The sequence below is a fragment of the Comamonas koreensis genome (assembly GCF_014076495.1).
GTDB classification, from domain to species: domain Bacteria; phylum Pseudomonadota; class Gammaproteobacteria; order Burkholderiales; family Burkholderiaceae_C; genus Comamonas; species Comamonas squillarum.
This window is the reverse complement of record NZ_CP043575.1, coordinates 3,168,025-3,184,661: the sequence shown is the minus strand read 5'-3', so window position 1 is coordinate 3,184,661 and position 16,637 is coordinate 3,168,025. Positions and strand designations below refer to the sequence as shown.

Annotated in this window: 16 protein-coding genes; 11 read left to right on the top strand and 5 right to left on the bottom strand. The window is 63.5% G+C overall.

The genetic code is table 11. The annotated features are described in order from the left end of the window. Positions 1-158 precede the first annotated feature (158 nt). The 3 genes from F0Q04_RS14415 to F0Q04_RS14405 all read left to right on the top strand — a co-directional run bounded on the left by F0Q04_RS14415 (position 159) and on the right by F0Q04_RS14405 (position 3,279). Entirely contained in the window at positions 159-770 is a 612-nt protein-coding gene (locus F0Q04_RS14415) for a DUF6630 family protein (RefSeq protein WP_182341586.1), read from the top strand. Between the two features lie 132 nt (positions 771-902). Continuing rightward, positions 903-2,306: a D-serine/D-alanine/glycine transporter gene (gene cycA, locus F0Q04_RS14410; protein ID WP_182341584.1), complete on the top strand. Its 1,404-nt coding sequence runs from the start codon at positions 903-905 to the stop codon at positions 2,304-2,306. 82 nt (positions 2,307-2,388) lie between these two features. Then, positions 2,389-3,279, top strand: coding sequence for a LysR family transcriptional regulator (locus tag F0Q04_RS14405; protein ID WP_021025105.1), 891 nt, complete (start codon positions 2,389-2,391; stop codon positions 3,277-3,279). A gap of 63 nt (positions 3,280-3,342) precedes the next feature. On the opposite strand, the gene F0Q04_RS14400 is transcribed toward F0Q04_RS14405, so the two are convergent. The 5 genes from F0Q04_RS14400 to F0Q04_RS14380 form a co-directional block, all read right to left on the bottom strand. Further along, positions 3,343-4,638, bottom strand: coding sequence for a TRAP transporter large permease (locus F0Q04_RS14400; RefSeq protein WP_182341582.1), 1,296 nt, complete (start codon positions 4,636-4,638; stop codon positions 3,343-3,345). Beyond that, the gene (locus tag F0Q04_RS14395; protein ID WP_182341580.1) at positions 4,631-5,137 is read right to left on the bottom strand and encodes a TRAP transporter small permease; all 507 of its coding nucleotides are present in this window, start codon (positions 5,135-5,137) and stop codon (positions 4,631-4,633) included. Before F0Q04_RS14395 ends, F0Q04_RS14400 begins: the two co-directional genes overlap by 8 nt. Positions 5,138-5,222: 85 nt before the next feature. Further along, positions 5,223-6,206, bottom strand: a complete 984-nt coding sequence (locus tag F0Q04_RS14390) for a TRAP transporter substrate-binding protein (protein WP_116927684.1) — start codon at positions 6,204-6,206, stop codon at positions 5,223-5,225. A 444-nt stretch (positions 6,207-6,650) separates the two neighbouring features. Further along, complete coding sequence (locus F0Q04_RS14385) at positions 6,651-7,280, bottom strand: DUF2889 domain-containing protein (RefSeq protein ID WP_182341577.1); 630 nt, start codon at positions 7,278-7,280, stop codon at positions 6,651-6,653. A 251-nt stretch (positions 7,281-7,531) separates the two neighbouring features. Then, positions 7,532-8,965: an aldehyde dehydrogenase family protein gene (locus F0Q04_RS14380; RefSeq protein ID WP_116927686.1), complete on the bottom strand. Its 1,434-nt coding sequence runs from the start codon at positions 8,963-8,965 to the stop codon at positions 7,532-7,534. A gap of 262 nt (positions 8,966-9,227) precedes the next feature. Between F0Q04_RS14380 and ppa the strand changes: the two genes are divergently transcribed. The 8 genes from ppa to F0Q04_RS14340 all read left to right on the top strand — a co-directional run bounded on the left by ppa (position 9,228) and on the right by F0Q04_RS14340 (position 16,634). After that, positions 9,228-9,755, top strand: coding sequence for an inorganic diphosphatase (ppa, locus tag F0Q04_RS14375; protein WP_116927687.1), 528 nt, complete (start codon positions 9,228-9,230; stop codon positions 9,753-9,755). 136 nt (positions 9,756-9,891) lie between these two features. Beyond that, positions 9,892-11,004 (top strand): NAD(P)/FAD-dependent oxidoreductase, encoded by a 1,113-nt coding sequence (locus F0Q04_RS14370; protein WP_182341575.1) that lies wholly within the window; start codon positions 9,892-9,894, stop codon positions 11,002-11,004. Between the two features lie 235 nt (positions 11,005-11,239). Then, complete coding sequence (locus F0Q04_RS14365) at positions 11,240-11,557, top strand: DUF883 family protein (protein WP_043338381.1); 318 nt, start codon at positions 11,240-11,242, stop codon at positions 11,555-11,557. A 107-nt stretch (positions 11,558-11,664) separates the two neighbouring features. Then, complete coding sequence (locus F0Q04_RS14360; RefSeq protein WP_021025096.1) at positions 11,665-12,063, top strand: phage holin family protein; 399 nt, start codon at positions 11,665-11,667, stop codon at positions 12,061-12,063. Positions 12,064-12,080: 17 nt separating this feature from the next. Then, on the top strand, positions 12,081-12,419 hold the full coding sequence (locus F0Q04_RS14355) for a hypothetical protein (RefSeq protein ID WP_133248230.1): 339 nt from the start codon (positions 12,081-12,083) through the stop codon (positions 12,417-12,419). Positions 12,420-12,845: 426 nt separating this feature from the next. After that, complete coding sequence (locus tag F0Q04_RS14350; RefSeq protein ID WP_116927690.1) at positions 12,846-13,850, top strand: BMP family protein; 1,005 nt, start codon at positions 12,846-12,848, stop codon at positions 13,848-13,850. Between the two features lie 138 nt (positions 13,851-13,988). Further along, the gene (locus tag F0Q04_RS14345; protein WP_182341573.1) at positions 13,989-15,563 is read left to right on the top strand and encodes an ABC transporter ATP-binding protein; all 1,575 of its coding nucleotides are present in this window, start codon (positions 13,989-13,991) and stop codon (positions 15,561-15,563) included. Positions 15,564-15,572: 9 nt separating this feature from the next. After that, positions 15,573-16,634 carry an ABC transporter permease gene (locus F0Q04_RS14340; protein ID WP_182341571.1) on the top strand — a complete coding sequence of 354 codons (1,062 nt, stop codon included), beginning with the start codon at positions 15,573-15,575 and terminating at the stop codon, positions 16,632-16,634. The last annotated feature ends 3 nt before the right edge of the window (positions 16,635-16,637 follow it).

Below are 16,637 nucleotides of genomic sequence, written 5' to 3'. Positions count from 1 at the left end.
AGGCTGCCCGCAGGCGGCGCACCGTTGTGCACATGGTAGATGTGCGCATTCGCCCAAACAAGAGGTTGGGTGCACAGGGCTGTGCGGCGCTGCACAGTCTGCGGCTTGCAGGTGGCCTGGTGCATACTGCTTCGATCGCATGCAGCAGGGAGATTTCCATGGGTTGGTTGAACAAAATCGGTCAGCTGTTGGGCGCCAAGGCGCCTGTGCAGGGCGAACGCGCCGCGTCTGCTCTTGCGCCGGACCCCGCACCCGAGCCCACGATGGACGATTGGCAGGCCTTGTGCATGGCCCTCGGCCAAGCGCTGGCCTTGGACGATAGGGATGAACTGTGGGGCGAGGTGCGGCAGGCGATCGAGCAGCCCGCGCAGTACCTCGATCGCTTTGCCGATGAATTGGTCAACCGAGGCATGGACGAGCCCGCGCATGTGACGCCCTGGCTGGCGCTGGTCGAGGGCCTGCAACGCCGCAGCCAGAACGTCGAACTGGACTGGAAGCTGAACATGGATGACACCATCTGGGCGCTGCAGCAGCTCCGGACCGTGCAGCAGCGGGGGCTGGACCTGCAGGCGCTGGCGGGCAGCCGAGCGCTGAACCACGAGGCCTTGCAGGAGGCGGGCGACTACCTGCGTCGCCAGGGTTTGGCGCTGGTCAGTATCGACATCGATAGCGACAGCTATCCGCTGTCGGTGCTGGAGGCCAGCGCGGTTGCGCCTTTGCAGGCCTTGGCCGCGCAGGTGGGCGGTAAATTGCTGCCTTTGCACAATTAGTTGCGCAGCAGAATAACCTTTTGCCCCTGGCTGGCCTGACGCTGTTTTATCCTTGCGCACCTTCGCGGTGCGTCCGGGCCTAGGCTCGCAGGCCGCACCACCTTTCTCGCTAACGCACTGCGCTTTTTTCTCATGAGCAAACAGGCCCCAGCGGAGCAATCGGGGGCTTCGCCCGGCACCGATGACCTCCAACGCAACCTCAGCAACCGCCATATCCAGTTGATCGCCATCGGTGGCGCCATCGGCACCGGGCTTTTCATGGGCTCGGGCAAGACCATCAGCCTGGCGGGGCCCTCCATCGTGCTGGTCTACGCCATCATCGGCATCATGCTGTTCTTTGTGATGCGGGCCATGGGTGAGCTGCTGCTGTCCAACCTGCACTACAAGTCCTTCATCGATTTCTCGGACGACCTGCTGGGCCCTTGGGCCGGCTTCTTCACCGGTTGGACCTACTGGTTCTGCTGGATCATCACCGGTATTGCCGATGTGATTGCCATTTCGGCCTATGCGCAGTTCTGGTGGCCTGATTTGCCGCAGTGGGCACCGGCCATTGCCTGCGTGGCCGTGCTGCTGTCGCTCAACCTGCTGACCGTCAAGCTCTTTGGCGAGGTCGAGTTCTGGTTTGCGATGATCAAGATCGTGGCCATCGTCGCGCTGGTGGGCACGGGCCTGTACATGGTCAGCACCGGCTTTAGCTCGCCGGCCGGGCGCCAGGCGAACATTGCCAACCTCTGGAACGATGGCGGGCTCTTCCCCCATGGCGCCATGGGTTTTTTTGCCGGCTTTCAGATTGCGGTGTTTGCCTTTGTCGGTATCGAGCTGGTCGGCACCACGGCCGCCGAGGCCAAGGATCCGCACCGCACCCTGCCGCGCGCGATCAACTCGATCCCTGTGCGCATCATCATCTTCTACGTCTGCGCGCTGATCGCCATCATGGCAGTCACCCCCTGGCGCGATGTGGTGCCCAGCAAGAGCCCGTTTGTCGAGCTGTTTGTGCTCGCCGGCCTGCCGGCTGCGGCCAGCGTGATCAATTTTGTCGTGCTGACATCGGCCGCCTCGTCGGCCAACAGCGGCGTGTTCTCCACCAGCCGGATGCTTTACGGCCTGGCGCTCAAGGGCGATGCCCCGCGCTCCTTTGGCCAGCTCTCGGTCAGCAGCGTGCCCTCGCGCGGCCTGCTGTTCTCCTGCGTCTGCCTGCTGGGCGGTGCCTTTTTGATGTGGGTGGTACCCAACCTGGTGGAAGCCTTCACGCTGGTGACCACCGTCTCGGCCATCCTCTTCATGTTTGTCTGGTCGCTGATTCTGCTGTCCTACATCAGCTACCGCAAGCAGCGCCCCGCGCTGCACCAAGCCTCCCACTACCGCATGCCCGGTGGCGTGTTCATGTGCTGGGTCTGCCTTGCGTTTTTTGCCGCCGTGCTGGTGCTGCTCAGCCTGGAGCTGGACACGCGCCAGGCGCTGATCGCGACGCCGGCCTGGTTTGTGCTGCTGGGCCTGGCCTACGCCTGGCAGCGCAAGCGCGCCCAAGCCGCCTGATCGGAGCCAGGCACGGTCCCCATCTGCTGCCCCTGTTGCAAATTTGCACAATAATGCTGTGCAACATCGACAAGGGGCTGGCATGGATTGGGATCATTTGCGCTTTTTCTGGGCCTTGGTGCAGGCCGGCACCCTGGTGGGTGCGGCCAAGGCGCTGGGCGTGGAGCACACCACAGTCTCGCGCCGCATCCAGGCGTTGGAAAAGCAGCTGGGTGCGACCTTGTTCACCCGCGAGGGCAGTGGCTACAAGCTGACCGATGCCGGCCGCCAGCTGCAGCCGCGCGCCGAAGCCATGGACCAGATTGCGCGCGGCATCGCTCCCATTGCCGCGAGCCAAAGCGCCGAGACGCCCAGCGGCGTGGTGCGCATTGGCGTGACCGAAGGCTTTGGCACCCAGGTGCTGGCCAAGCACCTGGCCTTGCTGGCCCAGCGCTACCCCTTGCTGACGATCGACCTGCTGGCCGTGCCGCGCATGCTGCAGCTCTCGCGCCGCGAAGCCGATATCGTCATCTCGCTCGAGCGTCCAGTGCGCGATACCGTCGTCACCAGCCGCCTGACCGAGTACCGGCTGTACCTCTATGGCCAACGTGAATACCTGGCGCGCCACCCGCTGATCACCTCGACCGAGGGCCTGGCCAGCCACCGCTTTGTGCACTATGTCGATGACCAGCTGTTCACCAAGGAGCTGCAGTTCCTCGACAGCCTGAGCGCGCCTCAGCGCTTTAGCTTTCGCAGCACCAGCATCCTGGCGCAGTACACCGCCGTGCGCACGGGCGCGGGCTTGGGCGTGCTGCCGGGCTTTCTGGCCGACAAGGATCCCTTGCTGCAGCGCGTGCTGCCCGAGCAGGCGCAGTTCACCCGCACCTTCTGGATGTCGATGCCGCCCGAGCTGCGCTCGGTGCCGGGTATCCAGGTGGTGTGGCGCTTTTTGCAGGCCACGGTGCAGGAGCAGCAGGACCTGCTGCTGTGCTGATCGCTGGCGCATAAAAAAAACCGGCTGCCAAGGCAGCCGGTTCGTCGCGGACCAAGGAGAGGTTTACATGTTGTTGGGCAGCACGGTGACGATCTGGGGGAAGAACCAGAGAATCACCAGGGCCAGCACCATCAGCGCAAAGTAGGGTGCGCAGACGCGTGCCAGGTAGGTGATCTGCTTGCCTGTCATGCCTTGCAGCACAAAGAGGTTGAAGCCCACCGGCGGCGTGATCTGCGCGGTCTCCACGGTGATCACCAGGAAGATGCCGAACCACAGCGGATCGATGCCCGCGGCCTGGATGATCGGCAGCACCACACCCATGGTCAGCACGATGGTGGAGATGCCATCGAGGAAGCAGCCGATCAGGATGTAGAAGATGCCCAGCACGATGATCAGCATCGCAGGCGACAGGTTGAGGCTGCCGACATACTCGGCCAGCTGGCGCGGCAGGCCGATATAGCCCATCGACAAGGTCATGAAGGCGGCACCGGCCAGGATCAGCGCGATCATGCAATACAGGCGCGTGGCACCAAACAGCGAGTCCTTGAAGTTCTTCCAGGTGAGCGCCCCTTGCGCCGCAGACAGTACGAGCGAGCCCACCACGCCAATGGCAGCCGCTTCGGTCGCCGTCGCAATACCTGTGTAGATGCTGGCAATGACCGAGGCGATCAGCAGCACCACAGGAATCAGGTGGCGCGACTCGTGGAGCTTTTGCTTGAAGCTCATCGTGCTGTCGGCCTTGGGAATCTTGTTCGGGTTGAGCAGCGCCCATAACACGATCCAGCCGCTGAACATCAAAGCCAGCATGATGCCGGGCAACACGCCGGCCATGAAGAGCTTGGAGATCGACATCTCGGCAGCGACGCCGTAGACGATCAGGATGATCGAGGGCGGAATCAGCAGACCCAGCGTGGCAGGGCCGCCCAGCGAGCCGATGACCATGTTCTCGGGGTAGCCGCGCTTCATCAGCTCGGGCACATTCATCTTGCCCACAGTGGCGCAGGTCGCGGCCGACGAGCCCGACACCGCCGCAAAAATCGTGCAACCGATCACATTGGTGTGCAGCAGGCGGCCGGGCAGCAGGTTGACCCAGGGAGCCAGGCCCCGGAACATGCTCTCCGATAAATTCGTGCGGTAGAGAATCTCACCCATCCAGACAAACAGCGGCAGCGCCGTTAGGGTCCAACTGCTGGCCGAGCCCCAGATGGTGATCGCCATCGCATCCCCGGCGGCGCGGGCGGTAAAGAACTCCATGCCGAACCAGGCGACCCCGGCCAGGGTCAGGCCCACCCAGACGCCGCCGCCCAGCAGGATCAGCAGCACCACGATCAGCGCAATGCTGGCGGTAATTTCATTCATGGTGGGCGTCCTCCTTGGCCACAGGTTTGCGTTTGCCCATCAGCTCCAGCACCAGCTCGTCGCAAAAGGCGATAAAAAACACCAGGGTGCCCAGTGCCATGAAAATTTGGGGAATCCACAGCGGCGTCGCATCGATGCCCACGGAGATATCGTCGATCTCCCAGGATTGCCAGACCAGGCGTGCGGCGTAGAACGCCAAAAAGCCCGAGAGGATGGTCGCGATGCCCAGGGCAATCACTTCCATGGTTTTCAGGGCGCCACCTTTGAGCGCGCCCAGCAGCAGGGTCACGCGGATGTGTTCACCTTTTTTGAGGGTGCTGGCCAGGGCCATGAAGCCCGCTCCCGCCATGGCGTAACCGGCGTAGGAATCGGTGCCGGGGGCACTGAAGCCGATCAGGCGGCTGACCACGGTGAGCAGCACCATCACGAGGATGCCGATCATCGACAGCCCCGCCAGCCAGGCAGAGGCGTCATACAGTCCATTGAGTAGCTTGCGCATGCTTGTCATTCAAAGCAGTAAGGGTTGCTGACTGTGCAGCCCGCCAGGACCAGGCCGGTGGGCCGCAAAGACAAGGGGCCGTGGCTTACTTGGAGGCCTGGTAGGCGTCCAAAATGGCCTTGCCTTCGGCGCCGGCCTTGTCGGTCCATTCCTTGATCACGGTCTCACCGACCTTGGCCAGGTCTGCCTTGAGCTGGGCCGATGGCTGCTCGATGCTCATGCCGCCTTGCTTCAAGGTCGCCAGCGACTTGGCATCGACTTCCTTCGATTCCTTCCAGCCGCGCTCTTCAGCGGCAGCGGCAGCCTTGAGCACCGCGTCTTGCTCTGCCTTGCCCAGCGCGTTGAAGGCCTTCTTGCTCACGGTCACGGCGTTCTTGGGAATCCAGGCCTGCACGTTGTAGTAGTACTTGAGGTTTTCAAACAGCTTGTTGTCGGCGCCGGTGGCCGACGAGGTGATCAGGCCATCGACCACGCCAGTGGCCAGCGCCTGGGACAGCTCGGCCTCTTGCACGGTGGCCGGTTGCGCGCCAATCAGCTCGCCAATGCGGGCGGTGGTGGGCGAGTACACGCGCCACTTCATGCCCTTGAGGTCCGCTGCCGAGCTGATGGGCTTTTTGGTGTAGATGCCCTGCGGTGGCCAGGCCACCGAATACAGCAGCACCTGGCCTTGCTTGTCCAGCAGCTTTTGCAGCGCCGGCTTTTGGGCCTGGTAAAGCTTGAACGCTTCGTCGTAGTTGTTCACCAGGAAGGGCAGGCCGTCAACACCGAAGATCTGCGATTCGTTCTGGAAGCTCACCAGAAAGAATTCACCCATCTGGGCATTACCGGTTTGCACGGCGCGCTTGATTTCGGGCATTTTGAATAGCGATGCACCAAAATGGGGCGTGATCTTGAGTTTGCCGCTGGTCGCTGCGTCCACGTCCTTGACGAACTGCTCGTTGTTTTTGGAGTGGAAGTTAAATGGCGCATACGCGGTGGCGAAATCCCATTTGGTTTGGGCAGCGGCTGCGGTGGCAAATCCGATGCTGGCAACCAGGGTGGCGGTGGCACAAAAAACTCGACGCTTCATGACGGCTCCTTCTAGAGACAAATAGGGCGCAGCGGATGCTGCCCGGGATGAATACGATCAACAGCCACAGCAGAGCGTGCAGCAACTGCTATGCTGGTGAATTGTTTGCCAAAATTAACAGTTATTGCAAAGTCGCGCTATACGGGGTTTCAACAATAATTAAATTTTGTAGGTTTCAAATTTTCTTTTGTGGGATGTGTTATTAAAAATTGTTCAACGATTTTTGATTTTGAGCGAACACGCCCATGCATTTTGCTGTCATTGTTTCCTAGGGTTTATGCTAGGTTTGTCTGAAACTGGGGCCGATGCGCAGTTCCGGCAGCAGGGTATGCAACTGGTATCCAGAGCGGCAAAAGCCTGGCCGATACAGGTGAAAAAAAACCACCGTCGCGGCTTGCGCGCGGTGGTGGCTGGAGGGTATCAGTTAGGGCGCTCGCTGGGTCATCAGCCTTTGCTGGCGCTGTCCGTTGCGGGCTTGTCCGCAGCGCGATCGCTAGTGCTTGCCACCGCTGCAGCGCTGGTGCTGCCTGGCTTGGGCGCTTGCCAGCCGACGAATTGGGGGTAGATGGCGGCCACGCCCGCGCCATTGAAATCCCAGCCCTTGCACTGCCCCAGATGGCGCGGTGGCTGGTCCGATTGGGGGCGGGCAAAGGCCTGGTTCACGCTCTGGAAAGCGGCGGTCGCCATGTTGAACAACAGCTCGCGCATATGGGTGCAGCCCTCGATATGGCCGAGGTTGGCCTCGATGGCCTTGCGCCAACCCCGGGCCATGCAGCAGCCGACCATTTTCTGCATGGCAGGCAGGGCCAGCGGGCACTCGCCCAGTGGGTGCGCATCCATCGCGACTTCGATGGCAACCACTGTAAGTGTTGTATCAATGGTACAGCGAATCCACATATGGTGAATGGGCTCTCCGGCTTTGCGTTTGCGCTCGCCGGACAGCACCAGGTCATAGGCTTTCGTATCCACCAGCTCGCCTTCGACATCCCACAGGCCATCTTCGCGCGCAAAGCTGCGGTAGCGCACATCACGCAAATGTTTGGGGACTCGGTTGGGGACGGGAGACAAAGGCATGGAAAGAGGGTGTCGCGGTGGGATTGTTGTTGTGGATGACCCAGCTTGGTGCAGACCAGCGCTTGGTGGACGGCGCTGCGATGCCCACCGTGCTGATCACTATGGGGCTGTTGCTGCGGGCTGTCTGTGCAGCAGGTGACAGGCCGGCTGTGTGCTGCGCGCAGCCCTCCATTGTAAAAACAATCACGCCGCCGCTGCAGAGCAGGGGCGGCGCTGGGGGGGAGGGCGGGTGGATCGCCCCCAGGTCCGTATCAGCCGTGGCGGATGGCGACGGTCTTCAGCGTGGTGAATCCATACAGCGCCTCAAAGCCCTTCTCGCGGCCATGGCCGCTGGCCTTGGTGCCGCCAAAGGGCAGCTCCACGCCGCCGCCGGCGCCGTAGTTGTTGATGAAGACCTGGCCGCTGCGCAGGCGCTTGGCCACGCGGAACTGGCGGCCGCCATCGCGCGTCCAGACGCCGGCGACCAGGCCGAACTGGGTGGCGTTGGCCATCTTGATGGCTTCTTCTTCGCTGTCGAAGGCCATGGCGCTCAGCACAGGCCCAAAGATCTCTTCCTGGGCCAGGCGGTGGTCCACCGGCACATCGCGCAGCAAGGTGGGGGCCTGGTAGTAGCCGCCTTCGGGCGCCTCGTCGATGATCTGGCCTTGGGCGACGACGGAGATGCCGTCGTTGTGCGCATCGCTCAGAAAGTCCCAGACGCGTTGCTGCTGGGTCTGGCGGATCAGCGGGCCCAGGTCCAGGTCCAGGCTGGCGGGGCCAACGCGCAGCGCTTCGAAGGCGCTGCCCAGGCGAGCGAGCAGGGTTTCGTAGATGCTGCGCTCGACCAGCAGGCGCGAGCCGGCCGAGCAGGTCTGGCCGGAGTTCTGGATGATGGCGTTGATGATGGTGGGGATGGCGGCATCCAGATCGGCATCGGCGAACACGATCTGCGGGCTCTTGCCGCCCAGCTCCAAGGTGCAGGGGCAGTGGCGCTCCGCAGCCGCTTGCTCGATCAAGGTGCCGATGCGGGGGCTGCCGGTAAAGCTGATGTGGTCCACATCGGGGTTGCGCGCCAGCGCATCGCCCACCTCATGGCCAAAGCCGGTGACGATGTTGATCGCCCCGGCAGGAAAGCCCACGTCAGCGGCCAGCTGCGCCACGCGGATGAGGCTCAGGCACGCATCTTCGGAGGGCTTGACCACGCAGACATTGCCCGCTGCCAGCGCCGCGCCCACGCAGCGGCCAAAAATCTGCATCGGGTAGTTCCAGGGCACGATGTGGCCGGTCACGCCATGGGGCTCGCGCCAGGTCAGCACGCTGAAATCGTTGGGGTAGGGAATGGTCTCGCCATGCAGCTTGTCGGCCGCGCCCGCATAGAATTCGAAATAGCGGCCCAGGGCCAGCGCATCGGCCTTGGCCTGCTTGGTCGGCTTGCCGCAGTCGCGCTGCTCGATGGCGGCGAGTTCGTCGGCGTGCTCAAGCACCTTGGCCGACAGGCGCATCATCAGGCGGCTGCGCTCGGCCGGGCTGGTCTTGCGCCACACGTTGTCGTAGCACAGGCGCGCAGCTTGCACCGCGTGGTCCACGTCCTCCGCATTGCCGCGCTGGATTTCATCAAAAGGTTGGCCGTCCGAGGGGTCAATGACAGGGATGGTCTTGCCCGACAGCGAGGGCACAGAGGCGTTGGCGATGTAATGCAATTGCATGGCGTGGTTCCGTTATGGGTGCAATAGGCGGCAGAGTCTGCCAGGCGGCAGGCTCGAAACGGCCCCCACGATAGCGCAGGAATGGGGCTGCGCCTACCGGGATGAGCCCGCGGTTGTCACGGGTTTGACCGCCCCATTTGCCCAGGCGCTAGGCATTTTTTGGCCAATGGCTGGCCAATGCACCTAAAATCACGGGGTTTTGCCGCTGGCGGGCCGCTCGCGTGCTGTCGGCCCTCCATTCAATTGACCTCATAGGAATCGCATGTCCTTCGAAAAACTGACCCCTGGCTCCAAGGCCCCTGATGTCTTCAATGTTGTGATCGAAATCTCGGCCAACTCCGCTCCTGTGAAGTACGAAGTGGACAAGGATTCGGGCTGCGTGTTCGTGGACCGCTTCCTGGGTACCGCCATGCACTACCCGGTGAACTACGGCTATGTGCCCCAGACCCTGTCGGGTGACGGCGACCCCGTGGACGTGCTGGTGATGACGCCTTTCCCCCTGCCTACCGGCGTGGTCGTGCCTTGCCGCGCGATCGGCATCCTGCACATGGAAGACGAGTCCGGCGTGGACGGCAAGGTGCTGGCCGTGCCCACCCAAAAGCTGCTGCCTGCCTACGACAAGATCAACCACCTGAGCGACATCCATGACCTGGTGCTCCAGCAGATCTCGCACTTCTTCGAACACTACAAGGACCTGGAAAAGGGCAAGTGGGTGAAGGTGCTGGGCTGGAAGGGTGTGGACGAAGCCCACAAGGAAATCGTGGACGGCATCGCCAACTACAACAAGTAAGCAGACGCCGCCTGCTGGGGCCCTGCGGCCCTGGCCGGGCAACGCTGACGAAAGCCGGTTTTTAACCGGCTTTTTGTTTTGGGGCGACGCGCCAGGCGCTAAGCTGGCGGGCATATAAAAGCGAAGGAGCGAGCAAGTGGCCGATATTGTCGATTGCGTGGTGATTGGTGCGGGTGTGGTGGGGCTGGCTGTTGCCCGCGAGCTGGCCTTGGCCGGGCGTGAGGTGCTGGTGCTGGAGGCGCAGGACGCCATTGGCATGGGCACCAGTTCGCGCAACAGCGAGGTGATCCATGCGGGCATCTACTACGCCCAGGGCTCGCGCAAGGCGCGCTGGTGCGTGGAGGGCAAGGCCTTGCTGTATGCCTACTGCCAGGAGCGCGGTATTGACCACCAGCGCAGCGGCAAGCTGATCGTGGCCACGTCGGAAGCGCAACGCGCCAAGCTGCAGGACATTGCCCGCCATGCCGCTGCCAACGGGGTGGATGACCTGGTGCCGCTCAGCCGCGAGGAGGCCAGGGCCATGGAGCCCGCGCTGGAATGCGTGGCCGCGCTGCATTCGCCCAGCACCGGCATTGTCGACAGCCACGGGCTGATGCTGAGCCTGCAAGGCGATCTGGAAAACGCCGGTGGCATGGTGGTGTTCAACAGCCCGCTGGCCACTGCCCGTTGCGAGGAGGGCGGCATCGTTCTGCGCACCGAAGACGGCACCGAGCTGCAGGCCAGGACCGTGGTCAATGCCGCAGGTCTGTGGGCGCCTGACTTGGCGCGCAAGTTTGCAGGCGCTGATCTGTCGCAGCTGCCAGTCGCCCACTACGCCAAAGGCAATTACTTCACGTTGGGTGGCCGCGCGCCATTCAAGCAGCTGATCTACCCCGTCCCCGAGGTGGGCGGCCTGGGTGTGCACCTGACCCTTGACCTGGGCGGCCAGGCCAAGTTTGGCCCGGATGTGCAATGGGTGGACAGCGCCGATGACCTGGTGGTGGACCCGGCACGGGGTGAGGCCTTTTATGCTGCCGTGCGCCGCTACTGGCCTGGCCTGCAAGATGGCGCGCTGGTCGCAGGTTACGCCGGTATCCGGCCCAAGATCACTGGCCCGGGCGCGCCCGATGCCGATTTTGTGCTGCAAGGGCCCGAAGTGCATGGCGCGCCGGGCCTGTTCCACTTGCTGGGCATCGAATCGCCCGGGCTGACCAGCTGCCTGGCCATTGCCAAGGCGGTCAATGAGGCGGTGGCCCAGGAAGCGGCTTGACCGCCGTCAAGGGGCAGACGCGCAGGACCTTCGATGCGCACATAAATGCGACAAAAGCCACAGTTTGACGGCGATAGTCGGAATCTTCTGACAGGTAGGGGTGCATATCGGAACCCGGGGCCGCAGCTTTCTCCGTTAACATGTAACGGAGCGAATGCCATGCAGCAGCCAGCCTTGGCTGCGCAGGGCGGATGCGGAACTTTCCTGTAGCCTGACCAAGAAAAGGATGATGAACATGCGTAAATCCAATTTGCTGAGCGATACCGTTGAGAATGCCCAGGCTGATCTGGAAAAACTGGTGAGCGATCTGCGCGGCGTGCTGTCGAGCAAGGACCTGGACGGCGTGCCCGACATCAAGCAATTGCGCCAACGCCTGGAAGACAGCGCCGGTGATGCCCGTGAGGGCGCCGTGCGCGCGGCCCAAGAAGCCGCCCGCCAGGCCAAGGAAGCTGCGCTGGCTGCTGACCGTTACGCCCATGACGAGCCATGGCGTGTTGCCGGTGCAGCGCTGGCCGTCGGCGCCTTGATCGGTTTTATCTTTTCGCGCCGCTAAGCTGAGCCCGAAGCCAGCGTGGGCCCCATGGCCGCGCTGGCAAGGCCCGCCGGGCCGACACTAAGAACAAGGGGCACGCAGGTGCCCCATATGCACGAGGAGAGTCCATGAACTGGTTGTCTGTGCTGGGCGTCGATGACATGCTGGCGCGTTTTCGCGCCTTGCTGTCGGAAAGCGCCATAGCGGCTGAAGACCGAATGGATCTGCTGGCCATTGAATGGCAGGAGCAGAAAAAGAACCTGATCTGGCTGGTCCTGATGGGTTTGGTGGTCGCGGGTCTGACCATTGTGGCCCTGACGGTGCTCTCAGGCGCCATCATCATTTCGTTCTGGGATACGCCCAACCGCATGCTGGCCACTTGGCTGGTCGCCGGTGTCTGGCTGGTGCTGTGGCTGGGTGTGCTGGCCTTTTTGTACCTGACCACGAAGAAGGCCGCCAACCCCTTCCAACTGACCAAGACCGTGCTGCGCCAGGACTGGCAAGCGGTCAAGGGCCGTCTCAAGTAATGCAGGGGACCCAAGCGATGATCAACCCAAGCAAAGACGCGGAGCTGCAACTGCTGCAGGCCACAGACCCTGAGGCCCGGGAAGTGCTGCTGCGCATCCAGAACCAGCGCGAGCGCCTGGATGGCCGCCGCCTGGCGCGTGAACAAGCCTTGGCGCTGCGCCGCGATGCCACCGGCGGCCAGCACCACCCCATGGCCTATGGCACGCTGGCCGAGCGCCTGATCAGCTTTGGCCGCGAGCATCCGCTGGTCTGCGCTGGCCTGGTCGGCGCTGGCCTGCTGCTGGGGCCGCGCAAGCTCATTCGCATGGCCACCATTGCGATGCCGATTGTGATGAAGCTGCGCCGCAACCACTGAGTGGCGTCTTGCGCGGTGCCTCCGCGCTGCGATCGCGCTGCTCGGTATCTACCAACCCCCTGAGACCGCCATGCCGCGATGCATGGCGGTTTTTTTGTGCCACATCGGCCTACGCATATTCCCGAAGATAGGGACTGCCCGCTTGCTGCCGGCGATCGCGTGGCGAAAAATGGCTTTCAAGCGCCGCTGATGTGGGTAGAATGCGCGGCGCGCTGTGTATATACGCATTGCGTGTTGCGCTTGTTTTGTGTGTGTGTTCTGCTGCTGCAAGCGCTGTTGCTTGTCGGCCAGCTGCACTTTGCTGCTCTTAATGCAGTAGCGGCCACAAGCGAGTGCAGCACGTTGGCACAAGACACGGTACAGAACTTGCTTCTCTCGCCCGCCCACTTGGATGGCAAGTGGATCTCACCCCTAAGGAGTTTCTTGATGACTACACGGCGTCGTATTGTTCAAACCTGCCTGGCTGCACTGCCCCTCGCGCTGGCTGGCCTGTCGGCTGCACCGGCCTGGGCGCAGACCAAGGTGAAGGTCGCGGCGGTTTACACCGTGCCGTACGAGCAGCAATGGGTCAGCCGCATCCATGAGGCACTGAAGGCCGCCGAGGCGCGGGGTGAGATCGAGTACAAGTCCAGCGAAAACGTGGCCAATGCCGACTACGAGCGCGTGATGCGCGAGTACGCCACCGGCGGCGCGCAGCTGATGTTTGGTGAGGTGTTTGGCGTGGAAGCGGCCGCGCGCAAGGTTGCCAAGGACTTTCCCAAGACCGCCTTTGTGATGGGCTCGTCGGGCAAGATCCAGGCGCCCAACTTCAGCGTGTTCGACAACTACATCCAGGAGCCTGCCTACCTGTCGGGCATGGTCGCTGGCGGCATGAGCAAGACCAACAAGATCGGCATGGTCGGCGGCTTCCCCATCCCCGAAGTCAACCGCCTGATGCACGCCTTCATGGCGGGCGCCAAGGAAACCAATCCCAAGGTGGAGTTCACCGTCAGCTTCATCAACAGCTGGTTTGATCCACCCAAGGCCAAGGAAGCGACCTTTGCGATGATCGACAAGGGCGCCGATGTGCTCTACGCCGAGCGTTTTGGCGTGAGCGATGCAGCCAAGGAAAAGGGCAAGCTGGCCATTGGCAATGTGATCAACACCCAGGCGCAGTACCCCGACACCGTGGTGGCCTCGGCCCTGTGGCACATGGAGCCGAGCGTCGAGCGCGCGATCAAGGCGGTCAGGGACGGCAGCTACAAGGCCGAGGACTACGGCCCGTACTCGATGATGAAGTACAAGGGCTCCTCGCTGGCACCGTTTGGCACCTTCGAGAAAAAGCTGCCGGCGGACCTGATCGCCAAGGTGCAGGCCAAGCAGGCCGATATCCTGTCGGGTAAGTTCGTCGTGAAGGTCGACGACTCGCAGCCCAAGTCCACGGCCAAGTAAGCCGGGCCTGGATTGCCTAGGCGCAGCGCTATAGCAGCTCGGCGCCACCAACTTCCAGCTCCGGCCCATGCCGGGGCTGTTTTTGTGCCAGCTGCCAGGCCCCGTCGCCTGCCCAGCGAACCCAGCGGCCTGTTGCCCATGTCTCCTCCAAGTTCCTCTCCTGTTGTGCTCCAGCTGCACGGCATCACCAAACGCTTTGGCCCGCTGGTAGCCAATGACGCCATTTCGCTGACCCTGCATCGGGGCGAGATCGTGGCCTTGCTGGGCGAGAACGGCGCGGGCAAATCCACCTTGATGTCGATCCTGTTTGGCCACTATGTGGCCGATGAGGGGCGCATTGAGGTGATGGGCCAGCCGCTGCCGCCGGGCCAGCCGCGCGCCTCGCTGGCTGCGGGCATCGGCATGGTGCACCAGCACTTTGCGCTGGCCGACAACCTGAGTGTGCTGGACAACATCATGGTGGGCAGCGAATCGCTGCTGCGCCTCAAGTCAGCCAAGCGCCAGGCCCGCGCCAAACTGGTCGAGGTCGCACGCCAGTTTGGCCTGGTGGTGGACCCCGATGCACGGGTGGGCAACCTGTCGGTGGGCGAGCGCCAACGGGTGGAAATCCTCAAGGCGCTGTACCGGGGCGCCAGGATCTTGATTCTGGACGAGCCCACGGCCGTGCTGACCCCGCAGGAGAGCGAGGCGCTGTTTGCGACCTTGTCCCAGATGGTGGCCCAAGGCCTGTCGATCATCTTTATCAGCCACAAGCTGGGCGAAGTGCTGCGCGTGGCCGACCGCGTGGCCGTGCTGCGCCACGGCAAGTTGGTGGCCGAGGCGCCGACCGCAGGCACCACGCAGGCGCAGCTGGCGCAGTGGATGGTGGGCGAGGCGGTGAGCCTGCCCGAGCGCCAACCTGCCGCCAAGGTGGGCGACGAAGTCTGCAGCCTGCGCAATGTGCACACCACGGCCTCGGCCAAATCCACCGCGCGCGATCGCCTGGTCGATGTGTCGCTGGTGCTCAAGGCCGGGGAGATGGTGGCGATTGCCGGTGTTTCGGGTAACGGCCAGGTGGCCTTGGCCGATATGCTCTGCGGCATGCGCCGACCGGGCCAGGGCACGGTGCAGTACCTGGGCGCGCCGATGCCGGCATCGGCCGTGGCCCTGGTCGCCCAGGGCGTGGCGCGCATCCCGGAAGACCGCCATGGCACCGGCGTGGTCGGTGACTTGCCGGTGTGGGAAAACGCCGTGTCCGAGCGGCTGCGCAGCCCCTGGTTTTCGCGCTGGGGCTGGGTGCGCCGTGCACAGGCGCGCAGCCAGGCCCAGCATGTGTCGAAGCAGTTCGATGTGCGCGGCGGCGGTCTCGATGCACCGGCCCGTTCGCTGTCGGGCGGCAATATGCAAAAGCTGATTCTGGGCCGGGCACTGTTGGCACCCCAGGGCGCCGAGGGCATGGCGCCGCGCCTGATCGTGGCGCACCAGCCCACCTGGGGCCTCGATATTGGCGCGGTGCGCTTTGTGCACCAGCAACTGCTGGCCGCGCGCGATGCCGGCGCCGCGGTGCTGCTGATCTCGGACGACCTGGACGAGGTGCTGGCCCTCGGAGACCGCATCGGCGTGATGCACGAGGGGCATCTGTCACCCGTGCTGCCTTTTGCGGACTGGAGCCGCGAGACCATCGGTCTGGCCATGGCCGGATCTCCTATGACAGCGCCTGCGCGCCAGGGCTGAGAGACTGCAATGCGTATAGAAAAAAGAGCAACCCCCTCGACGCTGGCCATGGTGGCTGCGCCCCTGGGTGCGGTGGTGTTTACCTTGGCCATCAGCGGCTTGCTGGTGCTGTGGGCGGGCGCGCCCGTTGGTGCTACCTATGTGGCGCTGTTCAAAGGGGCCTTTGGCTCGCTGTTTGCGCTGTCTGAGACCTTGACGCGCGCCGTGCCGCTGATCCTGACCGGTCTGGCTGCAGCGGTGGCTTTCCGGGCGCGGCTGTTCAATATCGGTGCCGAAGGCCAGCTCTATGCCGGCGCAGTGGCTGCCGTGGCCGTAGGCGGCATGCATGGCGGCACGGGCTTTGAGCTGCCCATTTATCTGCTGTTTCCGCTGATGCTGCTGGCTGCCGCACTGGCTGGCGTGGCCTTGCTGCTGGGCCCGGCCTTGATGAAGACCAAGCTGGGTGTTGACGAGGTGGTGACCACCTTGCTGCTGAACTTTGTCATGCTGCTGGCCGTGTCCTACCTGCTCGATGGCCCGATGAAAGACCCGATGGCGATGGGCTGGCCGCAGAGCGTCGCGCTGCAGGGCGACCTGGAGCTGGGCAAGCTGATTGTGCAGACCCGTTTGCATAACGGCTTGCTGATGGCGGTGGGCCTGGCGGTCGCGCTGTGGCTGCTGCTGCAGCGGGCGGTGCCGGGTTTTGACATCCGCGCAGCCGGCGCCAACCCCCGCGCGGCAGCCTTTGCCGGCGTGCCGGTGACCCGCACGGTCGTACTGGTCGCGCTGCTGTCGGGCGGGCTCGCGGGCCTGGCTGGCGCCATCGAGGTGGCGGGCCGCACCAGCTACCTGACACTGGACATGTCACCCGGCTATGGCTACAGCGGCATCGTGATTGCGATGCTGGCCGGCCTGCACCCGCTGGGTGTGGTGGCCTCGGCCGTATTTGTCGCCGGCATGCTCGTGGGCGCCGACAGCATGAGCCGCGCCGTCGGCGTGCCCAATGCGATTGCCGATGTGATCGTGGCCGCCTCGCTCTTGTCGGTACTGGTGGCCAGCCTGATGACCCAATACCGCCTGCGCAGAAAGTGAGCG